The sequence below is a fragment of the Pedobacter agri genome (assembly GCF_032678665.1).
Lineage (GTDB): Bacteria > Bacteroidota > Bacteroidia > Sphingobacteriales > Sphingobacteriaceae > Pedobacter > Pedobacter agri_A.
In genome coordinates this window covers 208,798-227,780 of sequence record NZ_JAVTSH010000005.1, presented here as the reverse complement: position 1 = coordinate 227,780, position 18,983 = coordinate 208,798, and the positions used below count along the sequence as shown (strand labels likewise).

Sequence of the window (18,983 nt, the reverse complement as noted above, 5' to 3'; positions counted from 1 at the left end):
TCAATGCTTAGTTGAGATTAGTTTTTCATCGCTCTGAGATTCTTCGTGCCTCAGAATGACAGCGGTTGCTAACGTTTCTTCCTCAATCTGTCTATCACTTTCCTTTTCACTTTTATGATCGTTCCGTGTTTATGCCCTTCCGGGATGGAAACCTCTTTAGTTACATCCTTGAAAGTTTTAAAATCGGAAGTTTTGTAGGCCGAATAAATCTTCTGACCGTAAGCATCGAAATAAATCAGCCAATCGTTTTTTACTTTCACCACCGTCGGTCCTTCGGTTAACTTCGGACTAAATGTATCCGAAACATTTTTATAAGGACCCAGAGCATCTTCTCCAAAAGCCACTTTTAAATTCCTGTTTGGGCGGGTATTATCTTTCAAAACCAACACATAATCTTTTGTTGCCCGCTTCACAATTACGGCATCAATCACACTAAAACCTGGGTCTAAAAATAATTTTTGTTCAGAAAAGGTCACAAAATCTTTTGTCGTTATCGAATACATTCGATGGTTATTTTCTTCCTCCTCCATTCCTTTAGCAAAACGAAATGGTATAGTTGAAGCCCAGATGATTACGAAGTCTTTCTTTTCCGCATCATAAAAAATTTCTGGTGCCCAAACGTTAACCGTTTTCGGCTCTTTTTCCATTACTGGAAGAAATTTTTGCGCACTCCAGGTTATTAAATCTTTTGAACTTGCATAGCCGAATCCTTTATCACTTTTCCAACTGCAGGTCCATACCAAATGAAAGGTTCCATCTGCTCCCTGAACGATTGATGGGTCACGCATCACTTTTTGTGTACCAACTTCAGGCTTTAAAAACGTTTTGTTTAAATCAGTCCAGTGGTAGGCATCGTAACTGTATAAAAATCTCAATCCTTCGTTTGCCGGTTCATGAAATGAGGTAAACAAATATGCCTGTTTTGAGCAAGAAGTTAATCCGCACAAAGCCAGGACAATGATGGCTAAACGAAATGATGATATGAATTTTAATTTAAACACTTTATTTGTAATAGTTATTTTTCTTTGTTCACAGTTAGGTTTGTCATTCTGAACACAGTGAAGAATCTTCAACCCATAAGCACAATCAACAATTACCCGATGTCTTAAAGACAACATCATATATGCTCGGGCAGTGTTAATCGGCTTCAGGTTCTTCGTGCCTCAGAATGACAGCAATATTAATGCTTGCTCTAATTGAGATTGCTTCGTCGTTCCTCTTCGCAATGACGACATACCTTATTTTATACCTTATCCAAAATCAACACCCAGTCGTTGCCATTTGCTGGTTCTCCTGGTGGATTAAATTCTTTAATTCCTTTGTTTTCAAATTTCCCTATATCCGTTGTCTTTCCCGTTCTGGGATCGAACCAGGAAGCTTTCACATCATCACCATCTGTTTTTCCTAACTGCACACTGAAAGTCCGGCCTGTGTAAGTATAAAACATAGCATATTCTTCACCACGGGTGGCTAAAACCCTATCATATTTTTCTCCGTTTGAGCCGGCTACCAAAGTCTGGTCAGGAACACGGTCGAAATACGAACGCGATAACATTAAATCTTTCAAATGTTTCATTTGCATAGCGCCTGGAGCGTTTATCGCAGTAATCCATTGGTCTTTCGGACCATAAGCAGGTTTTAAATCTGTTTTTTTGTACATCTGCATCACCGAATTATGCCCATAGGTATAACCAAAAGCACCGGCGAAAACCGACCAATAACCATATCTACGCACATCAGCGTCTGTCCATCGAGGTTCCCTTACATCATGCAAACCCTGCGGAATATCCTCGTAAGAAGGTTCTCCATCAATTGTTGGTTTGGTTGGTTTAAGTTTATAATCAGATTCAATGTATTTCCAGTTATCCTCTCCATAATGCAATTTTTCTTTTGCAGAAGTGTCCTGACTGTAACGTCTGTGTCCAGATTGAATCATGTCAAAATCATTCCACTTTGCATTATGGAACCATGCAGAAGAGGCCGTTCTCCCGCGAGGGTGAAAAGTCATCAAATGATTTGGGTCATTTGCCCGTATGGTTTCGCCAATGGTGGTCCAAACTTTCAAACCATCGCTCCCTTTTATATCGCCACCATTTAACCAAATGATATTCCATTTATCCTTATATCTATCTGCTAAAAATTTAGCATAAACTTTGGCCTGAGCTTCGTTAACCTTTTTCTCTTTTACATTCGTACCCCAAACCGGAACCAAAGCCATATAAAGTCCTTTTTCTGCAGCTTGATCAACCACGTAATCGATGTGGTCCCAATAATCGTAAGCAGTAGAATCTTTATACTCATTTTTATCGGTCACAACAGGTTTTGAAACATCTTTACTTACTAGAGCCGAATCCCCATAAATATTTTTAGCCGCTACATCATGTAAAACCATTACCTGAATCACATTGAATCCTTTTTGTTTTCTATCTTCGAGGTAAGTATTTGTTTCTTCGCGGGTAAGTCGGCTAAACAATAACCAACCGGTGTCGCCTAGCCAGAAAAAAGGCTTCCCATCTCCTGTAGTAAAGTACCTGCCATTTTCAGAAACTAAAAGACTTTTATCGCCAAAATGTGGTTTTTCCTTACAACCGAAAATGGTTAAACACAAAAATGTTAAAAGGTAAAATGTAGATTTTAAAGTCATATTTTATATTTTGTTAATGAAGATTAATTCATCTCCAGTACCCACTTTATTTATTTTCGCGATAGCATTACCGTTAACTTTTTCCTCTTTTAGGATGGCTCCGGTTCTACTATTTAATATTTTCACACTGAATTTCCCGGCAGTTTTGGTTAAATCTAAACCGATGGCTTCTGCCGATGCATTGTAAAAAAGATAGGTTTTGCCTGCATTTTCCAAACCGTATTGTTGTTTGTTTTTACCTATCGGGATGATTGGTTTCAGTGTTGAAATTGCATTTGATAAGGTTTTATCAAGATTTTGAACATTTGATAAGGAACCTCCAGCCATTAAAACTGCCCAACCGAAAGCATCAAAGTTATCGCCCGAATAAATCACTGCTTTCTCAGGAAATTTAGTTTTGTATTCAGAAACCGCATGATAAACTTCTTCGAATGATGTTTTCTTTGGCTTAAGCAAACGGGCATGTTGGCGTGGCGCTAAATTTTGTCCGCCTTGCGGTGCATAAGCTGTTCCATCTGCCTGGTAATGCCAGTATCTGATGTCAATTAAATCAACTACATCAGCTCTTTGTTTATCTGCTAAAATTGCATCCTGCACATCTTTGGTAACACTTAACCCAACGATTGGATGTTTGCCCGTTTCCTTTTCCCATTCTTTAATGGTATCAATCCAGAACTGCACAAAATGCAATGGACCAGTAAATTCGGCACCAATCAATTGAATCACCCCAGAGTTTCCATCAAAATTTTCAAGACATTTTCTGATGTAAGCTTTATGTATCGCTTTGCGATTTTCATTGCTGACATCGTAAAACTGTTCCGCCATGAAAATGCGTTTATCACCAGCGTAAGGCACAGGCTCAGGGAAACCGGTGTTGTTGATGTTATTTGCAGTACGCCAAGGGAAGTCGGCATAATGTGCTCCGGCCTCGATAATATTGTGCTGGAAATAGTTCTGATGAATAAGAACCAAACTTTTCTGGTCGGCCAAGTTTGCGAAGGTTTTTAATCTATCCCAGTACCAAAGGTTATACTTTGTGATGTCGTATTTACTTAGGCCATCCCAGGCTTTATCTTGTCCGCTTCGGGCAAAAGGCAATTCATAAAATGGCGCCCAAACTTCACCGTCCATGCGACGAATGCGTTCGTGGTCATCCCTTCTTCTATCGTACCAAAGGCCGTAATTATGGTCTAAAACTTTAACCGAGCCATTTTTCATGGAATCAGTAATTTCATCTAAATCATCTGTTAAACCATTTCCTTCACGACCAGGAACGAAGCGGGTAACATGAAATTTAGTTTTTTTCAATCCATGCGGACGAGCACTGCCGTTCCACCATGGCACATCCTGGCGATTGCCAACGACGATTTCATTACCGCGAACCAGCCAGCCATTTTTAATGGTCATTGCATCAGCAAGTTTTGGTTCAACGAATTTATCTAGTCCTATCTTATCAATAGTTTTAGCGCCTGTAGATTCAGTTGATATTTTGTTTCTTTCAGCAGCGCTATCGATATATTCTGATACGGTTAACGCAGGTTTGGCCGCAACTTTGGTTAACTTTTGGGCAACATCAACTGGCGGACTACTCGATGCTTCGGTTTCAACAGGTAAAACAAAAGCCCTTGCATCAATTTCATTTCCTAATCTGTCTTTTAGCTGCGCATAATACAAACTACGTGGCTGGATTTGCTCGTTAGACATGTCCCAATAACCATTTCCAGAGAATTGGGCCCAGGTTCCAAAAGCCCAGTTTTGCGCTGTTGGTGGTTGAGGATTATCAACTCTTGCCGCACTACACTGCCAGAAAACACTGTTTGCAGCACTCCAGCCGGCTCCTTGCCCATCCTGACCGCGATTTAAATAACTTAAAGCCTGTCCATCAATGTTTACGATATCGAACAACACACCCGATGCCCAGCTATCAATTGTACCACTAAAACTAAAAGGTAAATAAGATTGGCATTGCACAAAAACATTTGGTCCAGGCGCACAGAAGCCTACCGCAAAATCATGGTAGCCATATTCCGAGTACAATCGTTGAAAAAGCGTCTGTTGTCCGGTCGTGTAAAAAGTATTGCGGCGTTCGCCACCGATTTCGGAGATTGGAGCAAGCGATTTACAATCCTCAACGGTAATTCTTTTTGCCGTTTCTAATACATTTACAGCCGAACCTGCAAAATGCTCAAAAACAACCTGACGAACCCAGGCATCTTCTGCATTTTCTATCGAAATGGCAGTCCAGCGGTGGTATTCATCTTTAATATTTTCTTTGTGATAATCTGATTCAAGCTTTAGGTTTTCAATACCAGATTGTGAAATTCTTCCATCCCATTGGTATTTCGAAACGGTTGCACCGCCGAATTTAGCATCTAAAGCTGTTGTAATCGGTGCATCGAAAGTGATTGTAGAACCATTAATTGCGGTTATTTTTCTATCCCAATGAATATCTCTTGTTCCAGGTTTCCAGCCTAAAGCACTTTCACCGCCACCAAACTCAACTGTTTTTAAGGTTTCAATCCATTCTTTTGTTGATGGGCGATGGATGATAATTTTATCGCCAACCTTAAATCCTGAGGCGTTTGATAAAGTAATTTTGGTTGAATTTACCGGAACATAATGATCTGTTATCGCAATTGGTGATTCCTCAAGTTTGTTGTTTTTGCCTAAAATTCTGATGACTCCAATCCGATCTAAACCGGTTGCGAAGATTTTTGTACCGTTTTCATTTGCTCCGCTGCCGCGAAGAATTACGCCAGATGCAGAGATTTTTAGAGTCCCTGCAACTTCATAAGTTCCCTTTTCCAGCAAAATTGCACCACGCAAGCCATCTTTTCCAATAGGTAATTTTGAAACATAATTGATGGCAGATTGAATTCTTAGTGTAGCATCTCCTTTTGAAACAGGAACAACTACTTTAATTGAAGCGTTTGGAATGGCTTTCTCGCCTGCCATATAACCTGCATAAGAAAAATCTGGAATGCGGTTGCCTTGCTCATCAGCTGTATAGGCCAATTTTCCATCCTTATTTTTAAAAATTGGCTTTGGTGGTTCAATTGGCTTTGTTTTTTGAGCATAAGAAAAGTTTGCAACTAAAAAAAACATCATCAAAATTGATAAGCTTTTTAGTTGTTTTACTTTTAATATGTGGTTAGTATTTGGCATTTTTATTTTGTTATACTTTCCGTCATTGCGAGGCACGAAACAATCTTACAATGGAGGCTTTCGCATTAGGATTGCTTCGTGCCTCGCAATGACGAACTGGTTAAGCAATGTGCGTAGTATTTCGCTTTGGTCTTTCCCTTTGAACTTTCTACTTTCAACCTTTAACCTTTAACTTTCAACCCTATTATGGCCTCACTTTACTCACATCCACTAAGCTATTCAAATAAACTTCGATATTGGCATAACCAGATTTCGAAATTTTAGCAGCATCTTTTGCATCTTTTGGATTCAATCCGTTTTTTATTTCCCAGGCGTCAGGAATACCATCGTTATCAGTATCCAAATAAGGTTTTCCTTTATATTCCGGATAACCACCAACTTGAGCAATATCTGAAATAATGCCTTGTTTATAAGAATCAGCAGGTAAACGACGCTTTACATAATTTTGTGGAGCAGGCAATTTCCCATCTTCAACATGTTCAATTTTACCAGTAGCAACCTGTTTAACGATACGCTGGTCAACAGCATCGCGAACAGGTAATGATGCACCTGCATTTGCAAGCACATAATCATAAGCTTTTTTGGTATCGATGATGGATATCTTCGCCATTGGCAAAGGCTTATCTGTACGAATAGAATCCAGCAACTTTTGCTTATCGCGTTTGCTTTCCGGCTGAACGCCGCCGTCCCAATTATTTTTGGTTACTTTCTCGTTGCCTTCAACGATGTTACCGGTCACGTAAGCACGACCGAATTCATTTGTATATCTTTTATCTCTTCCAGATTCTGGTTTTAAGATGCGGTAAGAAATTGGCTCTCCGGCAGGTGTAATAGGCCCAGGTTTGTAATAATTGTTTACGAAACTATAAAAGGAAGCATTATCGCCACCATCGGCACTCCTGTTCCACCAGTTAAAAACTACATTATTAGCAAAACCAAAATCGCCATACATTCCAACAGAAGGATTTCTGGCAATGTTTGATGCCCAAAGGTTGCGCATGAAAGTAGAATTCAAACCACCAATTGTACTTCCAAAAGCATGATTATAGGTATCTAAAGCCTCAGAGAAAATAGAGTTCTGAATGGTCACGTTTACTGTAGGCAATTTCTCAGGCTTGGAACCATCTTTCTTATCATAAACATGGCGATAAATCGACATATTTTCGTCTAAACCCCAGCTTGCAGAAACGTGGTCGATTATGATATTACCCACAGGATTGCCACCAATAGCATCATCTCTACGCGTCACATCAGTAGCGCCACGACGGAAACGTATGTAACGAATCACCACATCGTGAGTGTCAATCCAGATTGATTCACCAGCAACACATACGCCATCGCCAGGTGCACTCTGACCCGCAATCGTAATATATGGTGCACGAATACTCAATGGAGATTTTAAACGAATGATTCCGGCAACATTAAAAACAACAATCCTTGCACCTCCTTGCTCACAAGCTTCACGCAAAGTACCCTTGCCTGAATCTTCCAGACTTGTAACTACGTAAACTTTTCCACCACGACCGCCAAAAGAATAGGCTCCGCCACCTTCAGCACCAGGAAAGGCCACCATTTTCGATTGTGGTAAGTCGCTTGGTTTTGCTGCCCATGGAATATAAGGTTTACCCGCTTTAGCCTCGGCATCGATTATTGGCTTAACTTTTAGAAATTGCTGGTCTGCCCTGCTTCCTAGTTTTGCCATCAATGAATCAGCCTTTTTTTCCATCGCCTCAGGAATCACAGGATATTGCGCAAAGGCAACATTTCCAATGCCACAGAGCGCAATAATGCTTAAAAAAGAATTCCAGTTGCGCATACTAGTTAGGTTTTACAGTTGAAACGGAAACTACACTGTTTAAATAGTTTTCGATATTCGAATAACCATTTTTAGTAATTTTTGCTGCATCGGATGCATCTTTCGGGTTCAAACCATTTTTCAACTCATAAGCATCTGGCATCCCATCATTATCTGAATCTTTGTAAGGCGTTCCTTTATAATCCGGATAACCGCCTACCTGAGAAACTTCTGTAATTATGCCTTGTTTGTATGAATCTCCCGGTAATCTGCGATGTTCAAATTGAAATGCCGATGGTTTAGCATCAGGATGAACTTCAATAATTCCTGTTCTTACCTGTTTTACTATTCTTGTATCAACAGGATCTCTTTTCGGTAAAGTTGCGCCTACATTTGTAAGCACAAACTCTTTAGCTTGAAGAGTTGGAATGATAGATATTTTAGGCATTGGAAAAGGTTTTTTTGCCCTCATTGCCGCAAAATATGGCGAAGCTTGCTCGAAAGTCATTAAACTTCCTTTTTTATCTTCAAGCTGTACGCCACCGTTCCAGTTATCTTTAGTTACTTTATCGTTGCCTTCGATAATATTTCCATCTACATAAGCTCTTCCAAAAACAACATATGGCAATTTACTACGACCAGATTCAGGCTTTAAGATCCGGTAAGAAATTGGGTCTTTAAGCTCAGTAACTGGTCCCGGTTTATAATAATTGTTGATGATATTATACTGTGCGGTGTAATCGCCACCATCAGTAGAGCGATTATTCCAGTTAAAAACTACATTGTTTGCAAAATTGAAAATCCCATTCCAGCCAATTGATGGATTACGAGCACCGTTATCAGCCCAAAGATTGCGAACAAAAGCACAGTTTTCGCCGCCCAATGTAGAGCCAAAAGCATGGTTCCAATAATCCAAAGCTTCAGAGAAAATAGAATTTTGAATGGTGATGTTTACTGTTCCCAATTTGTCTTCGATTTTACCTGTACTGTCGTTATACATGTGGCGATACATCGACATGTTTTCATCCAATCCCCAGCTTGCAGAAACGTGGTCAATCATGATATTTCCTACCGGATTACCACCAATTGCATCATCGCGGCGACCTACAAAAGTTTCGCCTCTGCGGAAACGCATATAACGCACAATAACATCATGCGTATTTAACCAAACTGATTCGCCTGCAACGCAAACGCCATCGCCTGGTGCGGTTTGACCTGCAATAGTAATATATGGAGCACGAATAATTAGTGGCGATTTTAGGCGAATGATACCCGCAACATTAAATACCACAATTCTGGCTCCACCTTGCTCACACGCATCACGTAACGAACCCGGACCGCTATCATTTAAATTTTTTACAACAATAACTCTACCACCGCGGCCACCGAAACTATAAGCGCCACCACCTTCAGCACCTGGAAATGCCAATAATTCTGATTGAGGTAAATCTGTAGGTCGACCCGCCCATGGGATATAAGGTTTGCCTTGTTTAGCTTCTGCTTCCATAATTGGTTTTGCTTTTTCCCATGCAATATCTGATTGACGGGTAGCTGCCTTCATAATCGAATCAGACTGTTTTTTAACGTCATCAGGAATTTTCGGGTATTGTGCAAAAGCTGAACCAGCTGAGAGGATTAATGCTGATGAAAATAGCAGATTTAATAAGTTCTTTTTCATTTGTGTTTTGCTCGTAAAGAAAACTAAGATTTACCGGGAAAATTAACGGTGAAGAATTTCAAAAAGTTAATTTAAAAATTGTGGCTCATTCTTTAGTATTTCTTGGTTATAAGTTTTGGTTAGAAAGTATATTATTTCAATAAATAAAGGCTTCTGAAAATGATAAAATATAGCATTTTCTCTTTATCACATATCATTTTATCATAAAGTAAATAGACTTATTTTAAATCAATCTGCTTTTAGAAGCTGCGATACAAGATAGAAATAAATTTCATATATAAATGTAACATTCTTAAATGAAAAAAGGAAGCAATCGCTGCTCCCTTTTTTTCAAACCAAATATATATAAAATTGTGGCGGTGCAAACCGCCGAGAAAAGCATTTTATCGTTGCACTTTGATGCTCACGTTAATGAATGGTCTCTTCTGCAAATCAGAAGTTACTGCATTAATATATAACATTCCATATCTACCTTCCGGTGTAAGGAAAAACACGGCATTTCCTGCTGCCAATCCATTGGCCGGCGTAGTCTGCGTAGTTTCATTAAAAGTTATTGCTCTTGCTTTTGCTAATGTCTCAATAGAAGAACCAGAAATTGCCGTGGTAAGGAAAGCATTCGCTTGTCCGGTTACTGGCTGGCTGAATTTAGTTGTTCTTTTTGGACTAAAGCCGCTGATATCGTAAACAGTTAATGGATTAGTAGCCACACTTGGAGAATATAAATTGACTACCCAGGTTGGCGTTTGAACTGTAGAATTAGCGCCTGGTTTTCTGTAAATACCAAAATCTATTTTTCCAGCATTAGTTGCCGCATTGGTATAACTGAAAGTAGTAGCATCAGTAACAGAAAAGAAGCTTGGTAGGATTTTAGCTACAGTATCTGGTAAATAAATATCTCTGTTTGCATAAATCATAAAACTAGGATTAACCTCAACCGTCACTTTTTTGTAACCATCACCAATATAAACTCCTTTTTCATTAAGCGCACAAATGCGATAACTTTGTTTTCCATCACGAAGTGCAGCTGCAGGAAAGGCAGAATTTGGTAATTTAATAATTGATGAAAAACTTCTACGTTGAGCAGGATCGGTAATGTTAACCGTATAACGCGTGGCCTGAGCTGTACCAGCAGAAACTTCAAAAATGTAAGAATACATATCTTCTTTGGCAGAGCTGATCGTAAAATCTATCCACACCTCTTCTTTATCATTAATTAATTTATAATCGGTAACACAACGCGGATCACTATTGTTAAAAGTTACGGTTACATCTTCGAACATGTTAAATATGTTCGTCGACTCCTTTTTACAGGAGGCGAACACAATAACACATAAAGCGATGAATAACTGATGAATATATTTAGTTTTCATTATTTTAATTTTTAATCAGATTTACTGAAACGTTTATGCTTTAAATATTAATCAAGTGGATCAAATGTACCACCGGCCCACCCAATAGTTGGAAGAATTTTATTACCAAAACTCACAAAATCGTTATGGAACGTATAGAAGTAATGAAATTCTGGAACATTATACGGCAAGTAAGTGGTGTTGGTGATGATCACATTTTTAAAGTATTTAGTATAAGTCGCTTTATCATTCACATTTAAAGTTTCTCTGAAAGGCGTTGTTGTACCTGCAACAGGTTGTTCTAATAATCCTTTATCTCTTTGATCAGATCCTGATGGCGGATTTACTAGCTGCACTTCTAACTTAGACATATTGCCTGTTAACAAATGCATGGTACGCGACCTTCTCAAATCAGAATTTCTTTTGTTTTCGAAAGCAAATTCAATTTGTCTTTCGTTTAAGATCAGGTTACGTAATTGAGCAGTGCTTCCAGCCAATGCAAGTCCGTAATCTGAATCACCAGCTACCACTCCTGCTCTCACACGAATTTGTCTAACTAAATCTTTCGCACCAGCAACGTTTCCAGTTTCATTTAAACAATCGGCATAATTCAACATAATTTCTGCAAATCTAAGTTCTATCCAATCCATTCCACTGCCACCACCTATAGAACTACTATAAACAGAAGCACTTGCTGTTAAGGTTGGTGTAGAGAAACGCTTAACATATACTGGAACACCACTACTCTCCCCAACTGCAAGGTTGTAAGTCCATTGTTTTCGAGATGCATTTCCACTTAATGGATATACGGATCCATTCGTTGCAAACGTAGCTTCGAATCTAGGATCTCTATTTTGCCAAAACATAGTTGGATCGTAAGGAAATGCTGTAGATGTATTTAATGGTTTTCCATCTCTCATTGGATAAGCATCTAACATTTTTGTGGTAGGTAAGAAATAAGTATTTGGAAAACCAGTACTTCCACCCTCTGATTGCGGCCTAACGCGAACCTCCGTGTTATTGCCTCTGTTTGGAACGGTACTTGAATAAGTTCTTACTAAAATTGCCTCAGTATTGGCTGTACCTTCTACACGGAAAATGTCTAAATAATTTGGCATTAGTCTTTTTCCAGCCGCAACACACATATCATAAGCCTCTTTATTAGCAGTTAGCGCATCTGCCCATCTTGAGGCCTGATAAGGATGTTTGGCATCATTTGTTGGATTAAATTGAGGACTAGCCCAATACAATAATACTTTAGCCTTTAAACAGGTTGCAATCAGTTTGGTCATTTTACCTCTGCCATCTGCATCGCCTGGATTAAATCCCTCTAATAAAACAATTGCATTATTTAAATCACTTAATATTGCAGCAATACACTCTTTAGCTGGTCTTCTTCCTTCATCATAAATCGTATCGGCTCCTTGTGGGGTTAAAGGTAGTGGAACACCACCATATACTTTAACCAATTCAAAATAGGTAATGGCTCTTAACGCATAATACTGCCCAAGCAATTCATTTTTCTTAGATGTAACTATTTTACTGCCAGGAAGATTGGCAATTGCATCATTACATCTGGCGATATCCCAGTATTTATTGTTACCCGGGTTTCCACCATAAGTATTACCCGTGTACCTTACATCGTTATTTCCCAAAATCCCTTGTAGACCAAGTGCAGCTTTTGCATTTGCATCGCCATCCGGAAAATAATTTTCATCACTCGCATAGTGCACACCGTAACGGTCGGGAGTTAATTGCAGCGGAAATTGATACATCGCTACATCGTAGACCCTGTTCAAATGTAATTGCACAGAACCATCGTTATCCCAAATGGCCTGATCAACACCACCTGTATCTGGTAATAAGAAAAATTCATCTTTGTTTACACAGGCTGGTAAAGCAGCTGCCAGAATGAAAACCAACACTGCTTTATTTATATTATTTCTAATTTGCTTAATCATTTTTCAAAAATTATAAGTTAACACTCAATCCTAAAGACAGCGTTCTCAACATTGGGTAATCCCACGCACCTGAAGTATATGGATCTTTATAAGGTAAAGGATTTACAATGGTCCACAGGTTATTCCCCGTTAACAAAATTCGGGCTCCACCAATACCTAACTTGTTTGCAAAAGCAGTTGGTGCTTTATAACTTAAAGTCATGGTATTGATACGAATCATTGTTCCATCAACAGCCCAAAAGTCTGAGTTTATACCTAATGTTGGATCATCAAATCTCGGATATTTACCTTCCATCGGATTATCTAATGTCCAACGGTCAGTCCAGATATCCAAAGTATTTCTAGTTCTTGACGGTGCTGTTCTTGCTCTACTATCATAGAAAATTTTACCACCGAATCTCGCATTAATATTAGTATTCAAACTAAAATTTTTGTAAGTTAAATTCAATGTGATACCTGAAGCAAATATTGGATTTGTATTGTTGTACAATGGTGCTAAATCACTATCAGATATTACGCCGTCGCCATTTGTATCCTCGTAATACAACCAACCAGCTTGCGGTACCCTATCGTAAAGCCTGTAATTAGGGTATTTCGCCATCCAGGCATCAACATCTGCTTGAGTTCTGAACATTCCCAGGTTAGTTAAACCATAATTGTTCGAACTGTACTTACGTGGATCAGTACCAAATAATTGTAAGTTAGGAAATGTATTATTAATTAAAAATCCTGGAGTATATAAGATTCTATCAGTAACTGAGTTACCGTATGAGAAGTTAATACTCGCACTTAAATTCCAATCTTTAGCTAGTTTTGCTTTATAACCTATACTAAATTCCGAACCCCAATTGTAAAGTTGTCTGTAGTTTAATACTGGTGCAGGCGTACCAAAATATTGTGGATACTGATTATTTGCGCCCAACTCGAAACCATCATAGGTATAGTTTTGGAAAGCTTCGATGCTAATATCTAACTTATTATTGAACATGGAAGTTTCCAAACCAACATTAATGGTTCTTTTTTTCTCCCAGGTAATATCCGGATTAGCCAAGCGATTACGGTTTAAACTGTTTCCATTTGCATTTCCATAGATATATCCGTTGGTTACATCAATCAAAAATCTATCTTGCCACAAGCGAACGCCAACGCGGTCATCACCAGTTGTACCAATATTTGCTTTGATTTTCAAAAAGTTAATAAAGCTTAAGGCTTCTAAATTTTTGAAGAAATTCTCCTGACTCACTACCCATCCCACTCCAATATTTGGCGACACACCCCAACGGTTACCCAATGCGAAGTTTGAAGATGCATCAATACGGGCAATACCCTCAATTAGATATTTCTTATCAAAATCATAACTGAAACGGGCAAAACCAGATCGTTTAGAAACTGCAGTTCTATCTAAGTTAGATGCAACCAAAGTATTAATGTCATAAGCAAAGTACTGATCTATCCCAGGGATAAGTTGGTTGGTGTAACGAACTTGCGATTGTTGAGTATTACCTTCACTTTGCTCAGCACCGGCTAAGAAACTGAAAGCATGTTTCCCAATGGTTTTGTTGTACTGTAGTGTTAGGAAAAACTGATAGCTATTGTTATCAATTAAGCCTGGTGTGAAAGTTGAGTTGGCTGCACTTGTTGGCTGAAAAGTAGCGGCAGTTGTAGTTGGCAACTGGTCAGTGAACAATTCCTGATTGTTACCTCTTTTCACAAAATTGTATAATGTGAATGGTGGTATGTATTGCGTGTTTTTAGAAGATCCGCTTGATTGCGAAACCTGACCCCGAATAACCAGGCCTTTTAAAAACGTTGGCTCATAAGTTAGCGATGCATTAATACGGTACGATTTATTTGAACCGTTATTATAATAACCAGACTCAGAAATGGCTAAAGGATTAATGTTGCTAACGTTAACATTATTTACATTATAGTTGACGAATTTGCCATCGATACTAATTGGAACCCATCTTGGAACTGTAATAAGTCTTTCAAAGAAGGCCGCATCGTTTTCCTGGGCATTATGATGTAGTTCTTTTGTACCATAGTCTACGTTGAAATTTACATCAGCTTTTAAGCCATTCGCTACAGTCGCAACTAAACCACTTCTAAATGAATATTTATTAAATAGCATTCCGGCATAGTTTCCATTTTCACCCTGGTAACTTCCACCTGCAAAAAAGGTAATTTTATCACTACCACCAGAAATACCGATATTATGACGCTGTGTGGTAGCTGCCTGCCATACTTCATCGTACCAGCTTTTATAATCCAGTGTTTTAATATACTCCAGGTCTTCCGGAGCAAAATATTCAGATGCAGCAGCACCCACAGAACGATAAGTGTCATTCAGTAAAGATGCGTGTTCAAAGCCCGATAACATTTTAGGAACTTTAATGGCATCAGAAACGCCTAAATAACCATTATAGGTAATACTTGGCTTTCCAATCTTTCCTCGTTTTGTAGTTACCAAAATAACACCCTTAGCTCCGGCAGCACCATAAATTGCAGCAGAAGCATCTTTTAAGAAGGTTAGATTTTCAATCATCGAAGCATCTATATTATCAAATGCCTCTCTCGTAACTGTAATATTATCTACGACATAAAGCGGTTCAGCAGTAGTACCAGCAGCTGCAGTAGTTGTAGTAGAATTTCTAATATTTAAAGTGATCGCCGAGCCTGGACGACCAGACTCCTGACTCACACCCACACCTGCAATCCTATTTCTTAATGCACCAGCTAAATTCGGCGCCGGAACATCCTGAATTTCTGCGCCGGTGATGGTGGCCACTGAACCTAGAATTTCTGATTTTTTCTTTACTCCGTAACCCACAACAACCACATCATCTAAGGCGGTATTGTCTTCAACAAAGTTTACGGTAATGTTGATTTTGCCAGATAAAGGCACAATTTGCCTTACGTAGCCAATGAATGAGAAAACCAAGGCATCAGTTGCAGGATCGGCGATTAATGCAAACTCACCCCTATCATTGGTGCTCACATTATTAGTTTTACCGCGTATTCCAACAGTCACTCCAGGTACGGGCTGGCCGTCCTTTTTATCAACAACTTTACCAGTAATTTGTCGCTGCTGTGCAAACAACGAAGTACTGATAATTGTCAAGAGTGCGAATACCCAAGATAATTTGCGTAAAAATTTTAAGTTCATATTTATTATTTGGTTAGTTTTTAATACTAATTATATGCAATTGTGGGTCGATCAAACAATAACTATTGTTGATCTTTTTATACAATGTATATTAAAGCTTCATTCAACTTTGAATAGGTTCGTTAATATTAGTTATCCGTTTTAGAAATGAGTGTTTGCTCTGATCAATTGATGTTCCCTATATATGCGAGTTAACAAAGGGACTGGTATTCTGCATAAATGCTATCGTACCTTAATTGTTTTAGTCAAGACGGCTCATATCTTAGTCTATTTGTTTATTATTAATGTTTGGTTAGAAAGTATAATTTATGTTTACAGAATTCACAAATTATAGTTCTTTATTAAATTTCAATTCAATTGTTATATGATTTTAACAAACCAGCGTAATCATATTAACCTAAAGTATTTACATTTTTAATTATGATACAAGATAGAAATAAAATTCATATATAAATGAAATATTCTTAAATAAAAAATGTTAAAAAAATTTGGCTGTTAATTTTGATGCATTAACAGCCAAAAAACTAATTATTTTGCGCTTTAGCTTTTCTTCTTTTTTCCCATTCTATCCCCTCTTTCTTCAGGTCGTAACCAGCTGCAGAAAGGTAGTTGTTTATTCTTCCTTTATATTTTCCGAACCATGCATGTTTCTTATCAGATGATTCAGCGTCCATTGCATACTCACGAGCTTCGGTAAGCCAGGTTAAAATTTGTTTCTTTTGATCTTCAGTCAGGGTTAAAATTTCTTCCTGATAAGCCTTATAGGTAATCGGCAAAACATTATAAGTCATGCCATTTTTCACTAAATCAATTTGTGCTGGCGTTAAGTGTGCAGAAAGTTTACTGATGTATTTGTTATGTAATTTTGCCAGCGATTCCATTACGCCTCTGTTCTGTTTAGCCAGCGCCGAATCTCTTTCAACTTTATTGCCTTCAAGTTTGCTTTTAATATCTTTTGCCTTTAGGTCCCTAATGCTATAGATATCATTAAGGTTACTGTATTGATCTCTAATGATATCCCGAACCTTTTCAGCTTTCTTTGCATCGGCAACGCCTAAATTAACCACGATCTTATCAGCACGCTCCGTAATTGCCTTAATGTATTTATCTTTTTCTTCTGCTGTCATTTTCTGCGCAAAAGTTGTAGCAACACTTGAGAACATTAATAACAAGGCTAAAATTGGTAGTCTCATAATTTTCTTGAATAGTATTTGGTTAAATGTAATTGTTTTGAAAAGCCTAATCTCAAACGACTTAGCTTTCTCTTTCGTAAGCAAAAATAACAGAATTTCCTTTTGTTTTATCTATTCTGAAAATTTATTAATAAATAAAAAATTTATATAGAAATAATTTATCCTAAGATATTTTGGTAGCCTTCCTTAGTGCTTCCTACAAAACTCAACAATCAAAAATAACATTTAATAATACTTTTTGGCCAGTTAATATAGAATGTTATCATAAAACTCGGTAACTTTAAAGCGATTGCTCGTATGATTGAGCAATTAAAATATAAGGTTAACCAAATATCTCAAGCAGTTCATGAAACCTCACTTCCACAAAGTTCCGGTTACGCTACAAAGCTCTTTTAGTATCCGTCACGATATCAACCCTGATTTCGGGAACATCTGGCATTATCATCCGGAACTGGAATTACATTATGTGATTAAAGGTGAAGGTGTTCGTTTTATTGGCGACAACATTAGCAATTTCGAACCAGGTGAAATGATTCTTTTGGGCGAAAATTTGCCACATACCTGGCGATGCAAGGAGGAATATTTCCAGAATAACCGTGATCTAAACACTGAAGCGATGGTAATTCATTTCTTACCCGATTGCCTTGGGAAACACTTGTTAAACCTGCCTGAAGCCTACTTGTTGCCAAAGCTATTTGAAAAAGCTAAAAGTGGCATTGTCATTAATGGAAAAGCGAAAGAAAAGTTAGTGACCTTAATGCAATCGGCGATCGATGCGACAAATTTAGATCGGATTATCATTTTGCTATCCATCTTAAAAACACTGGCAGAAACTGATGAATATGAAACCATTGTAACCAGCAAAAATACTTTCTACCAATCCAATGAATCGGAAACATTAAGAATCAATAAAATTTGCAACTACACTTTAAGCAATTATAAAAAAGACATTACGCTCGAAGAAGTTGCATCCCTTAGTAATCTAAGTATTACTTCGTTTTGCCGGTATTTCAAGTTAATGACTAAAAAAACTTTCTACGATTTTTTAATTGAAATTAGGGTTAGCCATGCCTGCAGATTACTGATTGAAAATAAGTTACCCACCGAGATGATTTGTTTCGATTGTGGTTTTAACAATGTTTCCAATTTTTACAGGCATTTCAAAAAGGTTACAGGCATGACGCCGCTGGATTACAAAAGGAAATATTTGAATTAATTTATTGCTTTATCTTCCCGTAAAGAAACTTCAAACCCATACGTGTTAATATACGTTTCAAAGTATAAGCTTTAAGCTTCAATTGGTGAGATAAGAATAATTCGAATTCGGTTGTACTTAAAATATCGCTGAAATCAGAAATATTCAACTTGAAAAAACTCATCATATGCGAAACCAATTCGACCAAATTAGCTTCTGGAAAAATCAATACGTTTCTTTGGTAGTGATCTATTTTAAACAGTAACATCAATAATTCCTTAAAACTTGATGAACCTGGACGCGAGCTGAATAGAGAAATCGCTTCATCGACAGCGCATTCGTAATCTTCTACGGTTTTGAAATGATCTAATTCTGATGCATTTATTTCGATGTTAAAACTTTCAATCCTTTTCTGTAAATCTGATTTAAAAGTTGGAATGGATGGATCAGGCTTTATTGGCTTACGGCTAATACCCCTCCCGGTTGCACTAAATGTTCCACTAATCAATTTTCCGCCCAACACTTCCCTATTATAGCGTTCAAATTCCTCCTGCTCAATTCTTTGTTTTTCTTTTAATTCATCTTTATTTCCTACCCAAGTAATTAAAAGGGCTTTCGCATGAATATTTATTTCATATTGAATGGTGTAATCGTCAGTAAAACTTGAGCTTCCAGAACCATTTGGATAATGAAAATCAATATCAAAATCTGTAAAAAAAGAATGAGACCGTGTTTCAAAATTGTTAAGCCACAATACTAGGCTGATTCTAGATTCGGGATTATTATTGATGTAATTAATAATTGTACTTTTTGCAAAAAGAAACATGACGCGAGAGA

General features: G+C 37.9%; 11 protein-coding genes. 1 reads left to right on the top strand and 10 read right to left on the bottom strand.

What is annotated here, in order from left to right; genetic code table 11:
• Nucleotides 1–68: 68 nt before the first annotated feature.
• The 9 genes from R2Q70_RS12220 to R2Q70_RS12180 all read right to left on the bottom strand — a co-directional run bounded on the left by R2Q70_RS12220 (nucleotide 69) and on the right by R2Q70_RS12180 (nucleotide 16,951).
• Nucleotides 69–911 carry a glycoside hydrolase family 43 protein gene (locus tag R2Q70_RS12220; protein ID WP_316807860.1) on the bottom strand — a complete coding sequence of 281 codons (843 nt, stop codon included), beginning with the start codon at nucleotides 909–911 and terminating at the stop codon, nucleotides 69–71.
• Nucleotides 912–1,243: 332 nt separating this feature from the next.
• On the bottom strand, nucleotides 1,244–2,644 hold the full coding sequence (locus R2Q70_RS12215; RefSeq protein WP_316807859.1) for a glycoside hydrolase family 140 protein: 1,401 nt from the start codon (nucleotides 2,642–2,644) through the stop codon (nucleotides 1,244–1,246).
• A gap of 3 nt (nucleotides 2,645–2,647) precedes the next feature.
• Entirely contained in the window at nucleotides 2,648–5,752 is a 3,105-nt protein-coding gene (locus tag R2Q70_RS12210) for a DUF6298 domain-containing protein (protein WP_316807858.1), read from the bottom strand.
• A gap of 241 nt (nucleotides 5,753–5,993) precedes the next feature.
• Entirely contained in the window at nucleotides 5,994–7,625 is a 1,632-nt protein-coding gene (locus tag R2Q70_RS12205) for a polysaccharide lyase (protein WP_316807857.1), read from the bottom strand.
• Between the two features lies 1 nt (nucleotide 7,626).
• Complete coding sequence (locus tag R2Q70_RS12200; protein ID WP_316807856.1) at nucleotides 7,627–9,282, bottom strand: polysaccharide lyase; 1,656 nt, start codon at nucleotides 9,280–9,282, stop codon at nucleotides 7,627–7,629.
• A gap of 383 nt (nucleotides 9,283–9,665) precedes the next feature.
• The gene (locus R2Q70_RS12195; protein WP_316807855.1) at nucleotides 9,666–10,652 is read right to left on the bottom strand and encodes a hypothetical protein; all 987 of its coding nucleotides are present in this window, start codon (nucleotides 10,650–10,652) and stop codon (nucleotides 9,666–9,668) included.
• Nucleotides 10,653–10,699: 47 nt separating this feature from the next.
• Entirely contained in the window at nucleotides 10,700–12,592 is a 1,893-nt protein-coding gene (locus R2Q70_RS12190) for a RagB/SusD family nutrient uptake outer membrane protein (RefSeq protein WP_316807854.1), read from the bottom strand.
• A gap of 10 nt (nucleotides 12,593–12,602) precedes the next feature.
• Nucleotides 12,603–15,758, bottom strand: coding sequence for a SusC/RagA family TonB-linked outer membrane protein (locus R2Q70_RS12185; RefSeq protein ID WP_316807853.1), 3,156 nt, complete (start codon nucleotides 15,756–15,758; stop codon nucleotides 12,603–12,605).
• A 524-nt stretch (nucleotides 15,759–16,282) separates the two neighbouring features.
• Nucleotides 16,283–16,951, bottom strand: coding sequence for a DUF3826 domain-containing protein (locus R2Q70_RS12180; RefSeq protein WP_316807852.1), 669 nt, complete (start codon nucleotides 16,949–16,951; stop codon nucleotides 16,283–16,285).
• A gap of 346 nt (nucleotides 16,952–17,297) precedes the next feature.
• Here R2Q70_RS12180 and R2Q70_RS12175 point away from each other — a divergent pair, with 346 nt between their 5' ends.
• A complete protein-coding gene (locus R2Q70_RS12175) occupies nucleotides 17,298–18,167 on the top strand; it encodes an AraC family transcriptional regulator (protein WP_316807851.1) in 870 nt (289 codons plus the stop codon).
• A 1-nt stretch (nucleotide 18,168) separates the two neighbouring features.
• On the opposite strand, the gene R2Q70_RS12170 is transcribed toward R2Q70_RS12175, so the two are convergent.
• The gene (locus R2Q70_RS12170) at nucleotides 18,169–18,972 is read right to left on the bottom strand and encodes a hypothetical protein (RefSeq protein WP_316807850.1); all 804 of its coding nucleotides are present in this window, start codon (nucleotides 18,970–18,972) and stop codon (nucleotides 18,169–18,171) included.
• Between the last annotated feature and the right edge of the window lie 11 nt (nucleotides 18,973–18,983).